This is a genomic window from Microcystis sp. M179S2, assembly GCF_020245805.1.
Lineage (GTDB): Bacteria > Cyanobacteriota > Cyanobacteriia > Cyanobacteriales > Microcystaceae > Microcystis > Microcystis aeruginosa.
In genome coordinates this window covers 1-6,571 of sequence record NZ_JADBUE010000081.1, presented here as the reverse complement: position 1 = coordinate 6,571, position 6,571 = coordinate 1, and the positions used below count along the sequence as shown (strand labels likewise).

Sequence of the window (6,571 nt, the reverse complement as noted above, 5' to 3'; positions counted from 1 at the left end):
TAGTTACCTTCGACCTAGAAGATAACGGTGCTGGAGATGGGTTCGGTGGAATTCCATTTGATGACAGGTTATTTATTGATGGTATTGAAGTATCAGGAGCGTTTGATGATGTTTCTACGCCAGATGGCAATGCTCTTACTCAGCTTCCTGTTAACGTTACAATTTTTAATCTTAATTCTCTTTTCTTTTCTAGTTTAGGAGATGGCAATGTAAATATTGAATTAAATAGCTTCGGAGGTACAAGAGCAGATGCAATTGCTATTGATTATGCTGAACTTGAAATACAGACAATTTCAGGACTTTTGACATCTGTTTCTGAACCTTCTACAATTCTAGGAATAGTAACATTAGGCTTAGGTGCATTGTTTTCTAAAAAGCACAAACAAGACGACAATTAGGTTATGCAAGCGGTAAACTTTGATTTAGGATGAATTGGGGACGTAAGCGACGGAGTTTGCGTCTCTTTGTTATCAAAAACTATAGTAAAGACCTTATGGCAGAATCTCAAGACTTTGACAATGTTTAGGTCTAAATAATCTAAAATCTCGCTGATCTAATGTTAATATAAGCGTAATTTTGAGCCTTTCAGCGATCGCCATTACAGTTGCATCAACAAAATCAATACGACTATCTTTGTATTCTTCTAAAATCTCAGATACTCGAATTACATCAGTTTCACTTAAAGGAATTAAATGAAACCGACTTGCAGATAATCCTTTTAAAAAAGCCGCAACAGTGCTAACACCTGCACTACGACCTACTAAATAAGCGACTTCTGCTAAAACTGTTTGGGGTAATAATATTTGCTGATAGTTCTGATAAATAGCTACGACATCACTATGTTTTATATCTGATTGATTTAGCAAAGCAACTACAAACCCTGTATCACTTATTGTTATTTTTCTTTCCATGTCCATCCTGAATTTTCTTTAATCTCCTGTTGTAAAATTTCTTCAGATTGAGTTGCTAAATCTGGAGAACCTCTGAACAAACCAATTAGCGGGTCAGATTCATTTTTATCTTGATCATTTTCAGAAGTTGAAGGAACAATAAAAACCTCAACCATTTCACCAACAGCGAGTTCAGGGGTTTGAATTTCTATTTTATTACCGGGTAAAACTTGAGTGCTGATATGTAAAGAAGATTGTGTCATTTTTCAACAACTAAGCAATTTAAGGTATTTGACTCCTAGTATAACCTACCAGCAACGCAGGAAGCAACGCCTCCCTCCCTGCTGATACCCGCGACTTAGATGGCGATAGCAACATCACCGAAACAATACCCTTTGATATCGTCTGCAACCCTCGCATTAACGGTACTACAGTTGATATCGGTGCCTTTGAATTTACAACTCCCGTCAATCAACCTCCTGTTATCACCAATAAAACCTTTACCATTGCTAAAAGTATTGCGGTGGGTGCTACCGTTGGTACAGTCCCCATTAGTGACCCCGAAAATAACCCTTTTACCGTCACTATTACTAATGGTAATACCGATACAGATAACGACGGAACTCGTCCTTTTGCCATCAGTAACTCAGGGGTAATTACCGTTACCGACCCCGGTGATTTTGGCACAAATACAAGCTTTAATCTAACCGTCACCGCGAATGATGGTAACGCCACAGGAAACGGTGCAATTGTTGTTAACCTAACCAATCCTGTTAACCGTCCCCCAGTGGTTAATGATGCTATTTTCAGCATTTCTAAAACCAGTCCTAACGGTACAGTCGTCGGCACAATTAACGCCACTGATGCCGATAACAACCCCTTAACCTACAATATCACCGCAGGTAATCCTAACCTCGATGGCGACGGTATCTCCGCCTTTACCATCAATAATAACGGCCAAATTCCCATGGCTGACTCCGATGACAAGGCTGTAGTCATCTCCCTAACCTAACTGATCACAAAATAACTTAATTTGCTGGCTAACTTGACAAAAGTTTATCAAAATATAACCTTAGCAACATAAATCGGCTTATCCCTAGGTAAATCCTTGCAGGAGTGGCATTATACCAGATATTTTCTCTCTGCATGGTTTATTTAATAAGCTCTGCTGATGAATGAAAAAAAAAAAATAAACGGAACTTATAATTATTCGCCTCTACAATCTAAGCATTATCCCTAACCAGTGCTAAATTTTCTGACATCCAAGCTTGATTAATGGTTTTGCTGTCTCTAGAGACAGTTTTCTCCACTATTCGCTTACTTATCAACTTTATCTAACTCGAACTAAGTTTCGGGTGGATTCCCTATTGACTCTGTACTATCTTTTTCACACGAGGTATATCATGGCTATCATCTACGTTAAATCCGGTTCTACTGGTAATGGTTCCGCTTGGAATAATGCTTATGGCAGTTTAGTAAGTGCGCTAACCGCTGCACAAGCTGGTGATGAGATTTGGATGTCTGCGGGGACGTATAAACCCACTACGGGAACTGACAGAACCGCGAGTTTTACCCTAAAAAATAATGTCGGGATTTATGGGGGATTCGCAGGGACGGAAACTGCCCGTAATCAGCGTAATATTGCCACTAATGTCACGATTTTAAGCGGTGAAATTGGCGTAGCGGGGATTGCCGATAATGTCTATCATGTTGTTACAGCAACGGGTAATATTTCTAATCCTCTGACAAACAGTGCTATCCTTGATGGGTTTACCATTACTGGGGGTAATGCTAATGGTACGACAGGAAATCAAGGTAATGGCGGTGGGGTATATGTTTCGGGTGCTAGTCCAACCCTGAGAAATATCACTTTCCGCGATAATAATGGGACGAATGGGGGTGCTTTATATAATGAGTCGGGTAGTAATCCGGTTCTGATTGATACCCTATTTGAGTATAATACGGCGACACAAGGCGCGGCGATTTACAATGATTTAAGTAGTCCCCAGATTACAGATGCGACTTTTCGCCTGAATACGGCAATTAATAACGGGGGAGCGATTTATAACACCGGTAGCAGTAATCCCACTATTGTTAACACTGTTTTTAGTCGAAATTATGCGAACCGAGGTAGTGGTGGTGCGGTTTTCAATAATCTGAGTAACCCCAATTTCATCAATACTACCTTTAGTAATAACGTGGCGATTACTGGGGGTGCGTTTGCTAATAATTCTAGTAGTGTAGCCATACGCAATAGTATCCTCTATGGTAATCAAAATAGTAGTGGCACTACGACTAATCAGATTAGCGGTGGTGGTGTGACGGTTGCTAATAGTATTATCCAAGGGGGAGGGTTTACGGGTGCAACGGATAATAATCCTCTGTTTGTTAATGCTAATGCCGATGATTTACGCTTAAAAGCGGGTTCTCCTGCGTTAAATGCGGGGGATGTTAATTTATTGCCTCTCGATAGTCGAGATTTGGACGGGGATGGGAATACATCTGAAAAAATTCCCCTCGATTTAGCGAGTAATACCCGTGTTTTGGCGGCAAATGTGGATTTAGGGGCGTATGAAGGAGCAGAACTCGCTCCTGCGCCAACTCCTGCCCTTTCTCGCGTTGTTTATGTGCGTACTGGTGCGGGGGGAAGTAATAATGGTACGTCTTGGACGGATGCCTATACCAGTTTACAGGATGCTTTAGCCGCCGCGCAAAGTGGGGATAAGATTTGGGTTGCTGGTGGAACCTATAAACCGACAACGGGAACAGACAGAACCGCGACTTTTACCCTCAAAAATAATGTAGAAATTTATGGGGGGTTTGCAGGAACGGAAACCAGTTTTAGTCAGCGAAATGTATCAACTAATGTCACTACTTTAAGTGGGGATATTGGCACGGTTAATAATACGGCTGATAATGTTTATCATGTAGTAACGTCAAATTCACCTGCAAATACGGCTGTTTTAGATGGCTTTACGATTTCGGGAGGGAATGCTAATGGAACTGGCACTAATCAGAATGTTGGCGGCGGGATATTTATCCCGGATAGTAATCCTATTCTCAGAAATTTGATTTTTGAAAATAACAATGCTAGTAGCAATGGTGGTGGACTTTATAATGGCAGTAATGCTAACTATTTATTAACAAGTAGCATTTTCCGCAACAACACTTCTGCAGGTGGTGGAGCTATTTACAATGTTGGTAGCAGTCCCACACTAACAGATGTAACTTTCACTAATAATACTGCTACCAATGGTGGAGCAGGGGCTATTTGGAATAGTGGTGGTTCTCCTGTCTTCAATAATACGACTTTTAGCAACAATACTGCTACAAGTGTTGGGGGAGCTATTTACAACCAAAGTAGTAATCCTATTTTCAACACGGCAACATTTACTAGCAATACTTCAAGTAGTCAAGGTGGGGCTATTTACAACGGAAGTAGTAATCCTGTTTTCAACACGGCAACATTTACTAGCAATACTTCAAGTAGTCAAGGTGGGGCTATTTTCAACTCTGGTGGTAGTTCAACCCTAAATAATGTTACCTTTGCACAAAATCGCTCTACTACTGGCAATGGTGGTGCAATTTATAATAACCTTAGCACAGGCACTATTACTCAAGGTAGCTTTCAACAAAATCGTGCTGCTAATGGAGGAGCTATCTCTAATGAAAACCAAAGCAATAATTTAAGCCTAACTAATGTTAGCTTTACTCTAAATGTTTCTGATGGTTCAGGTGGTGCAATTTACAATGTAAACAGCTTTAATTTACAAGCCACCAATACTACTTTCAGTCGTAATAATGCTGCTTCTAATGGTGGTGCGATTTATCAAGCTAATAGTACGGGAAATTTTTATAGCACAACTATCACTAATAGCACCTTCAGTGGTAATGCCGCGAGTTCAGGAAGTGCGCTATTTAGTCAACATCAAGTTTTTTCTGGGGGTATTACTAGCAATGTTCGTAATAGTATCATTTGGAATAATGGTGGGACAGCAACAGCAATTGTCAATAGCAATGCTTCGGTGGGAGTCACCAATAGTATAGTACAAGGCGGATATACAGGCACGGGCAACCTCAGTGTTGACCCCCTCTTTGTTGATGACATCAATCACGACTTGCGCCTACAAAGCGGTTCCCCTGCCATTAACGCAGGTAGTAACGCCTCCCTCCCTGCTGATGCCCGCGACTTAGACGGCGATGGCAACATCTCCGAAGCCATACCCTTTGATATTGCCCGAAATCCTCGCGTTAACGGTACTACAGTTGATATAGGTGCATTTGAATTCGTCCAAAATAGCACCCCCGTCCTCAATGATACTACCCTCACCGTACCCGAAAATAGCCCCTTAAATACTCTTGTGGGGACGATTACCGCCACTGATGCCGATAATAACCCTTTAACCTATAGCATCACCGCAGGGAATCCTAACCTTGATAACGACGGTATAGCCGCTTTTACTATCAACAATAGCGGTCAAATTCGCGTCGCTGACCCCGATGACATCAACTTTGAAGTTAACCCCAATAACCCCCTTACCGTCACCGTCAGCGATGGTAGCTTAACCGACACCGCCGTTATCACCGTTAATCTCACCGATGTTAACGAAACCCCTAATAGTCCTCCGGTTGCTAACGATGCTACCTTTAGTCTGGTTAAAACCAGTCCGGTTAATACTACGGTGGGAACAGTAACAGCAACTGACCCGGATAATAACCCCTTAACCTACAGTATCACCGCCGGTAATTTAGACAGCGATGCCGACAATATTAAGGCATTTAGCATTAATAATAGTGGAGTCATTACGGTGGCTGACCCTGATGATATTAGCAGTCAAACCAACCCCTTTAACCTCACCGTTACCGTCAGCGATGGGAACTTAAACGATACTGCCGCTATTACTGTTAACCTAACCAATCCTGTTAACCGTCCCCCAGTGGTTAATGATGCTATTTTCAGCATTTCTAAAACCAGTCCTAACGGTACAGTCGTCGGGACAATTAACGCCACTGACCCCGACAATAACCCCTTAACCTACAGTATCACCGCCGGAAATCCCGATACTGATGGCGACACTATCAAAGCCTTTGCTATTAGTAACACTGGCGTAATTACCGTTACCGATACTAATGATGTCAGCGCACAAACTAACCCCTTTAACCTGACAATTCAAGCTAGTGACGGCGCTTTAACCGATACGGGTATCGCTACCATTAACCTAAATAATGTCAATCCTCTCAGCTTCCAACTGAAACTGTATGAGGATAATAACGGGACAATTGGCAGTGAAATCACCGGGAACAATCCTATTCTCGGTAATAGCTTCTTTGCGGAAATTCTCGTCGGTGATATTCGTACCAATGCAGCCGGTTTAATCACTAATTTACTTGATTTTGGTTTCGCCGCCGATGTTGCTCAAAATATCAATAACTTCGCCGATATTGGCAATATCAACAGTCCCCTAGTTATCTCTAATTTCCCCCTATTCCGAGGCGGTACTTTAGATAATACTAACGGACTAATTGATAACCTAAGTGGGGGTGCAGTCCCCGAAGCAAGTCAAGGTACAGCTATTGGGGTTAATCAATTAAATCGCTTTAGTCTGCTACGCTTTAATGTTGTAGGAACGCGGGACAACTCCAACCTAACCGTCACCTTTGATCCTTCCCAAATTGGTTTT

5 protein-coding genes are annotated in these 6,571 nt (G+C 41.8%); 3 read left to right on the top strand and 2 right to left on the bottom strand.

The window, feature by feature from the left end:
• The coding region (locus IM500_RS04655; RefSeq protein ID WP_287737832.1) for a PEP-CTERM sorting domain-containing protein at positions 1 to 398 on the top strand (398 nt) is incomplete at its 5' end.
• A 93-nt stretch (positions 399 to 491) separates the two neighbouring features.
• Here IM500_RS04655 and IM500_RS04650 read toward each other — a convergent pair.
• Positions 492 to 911, bottom strand: a complete 420-nt coding sequence (locus IM500_RS04650) for a type II toxin-antitoxin system VapC family toxin (protein WP_223210675.1) — start codon at positions 909 to 911, stop codon at positions 492 to 494.
• Positions 896 to 1,153: a hypothetical protein gene (locus IM500_RS04645; protein WP_002770259.1), complete on the bottom strand. Its 258-nt coding sequence runs from the start codon at positions 1,151 to 1,153 to the stop codon at positions 896 to 898. Before IM500_RS04645 ends, IM500_RS04650 begins: the two co-directional genes overlap by 16 nt.
• A gap of 260 nt (positions 1,154 to 1,413) precedes the next feature.
• Between IM500_RS04645 and IM500_RS04640 the strand changes: the two genes are divergently transcribed.
• Positions 1,414 to 1,902, top strand: coding sequence for a cadherin repeat domain-containing protein (locus IM500_RS04640; protein WP_287737830.1), 489 nt, complete (start codon positions 1,414 to 1,416; stop codon positions 1,900 to 1,902).
• Between the two features lie 391 nt (positions 1,903 to 2,293).
• The coding region (locus IM500_RS04635) for a beta strand repeat-containing protein (RefSeq protein WP_287737828.1) at positions 2,294 to 6,571 on the top strand (4,278 nt) is incomplete at its 3' end.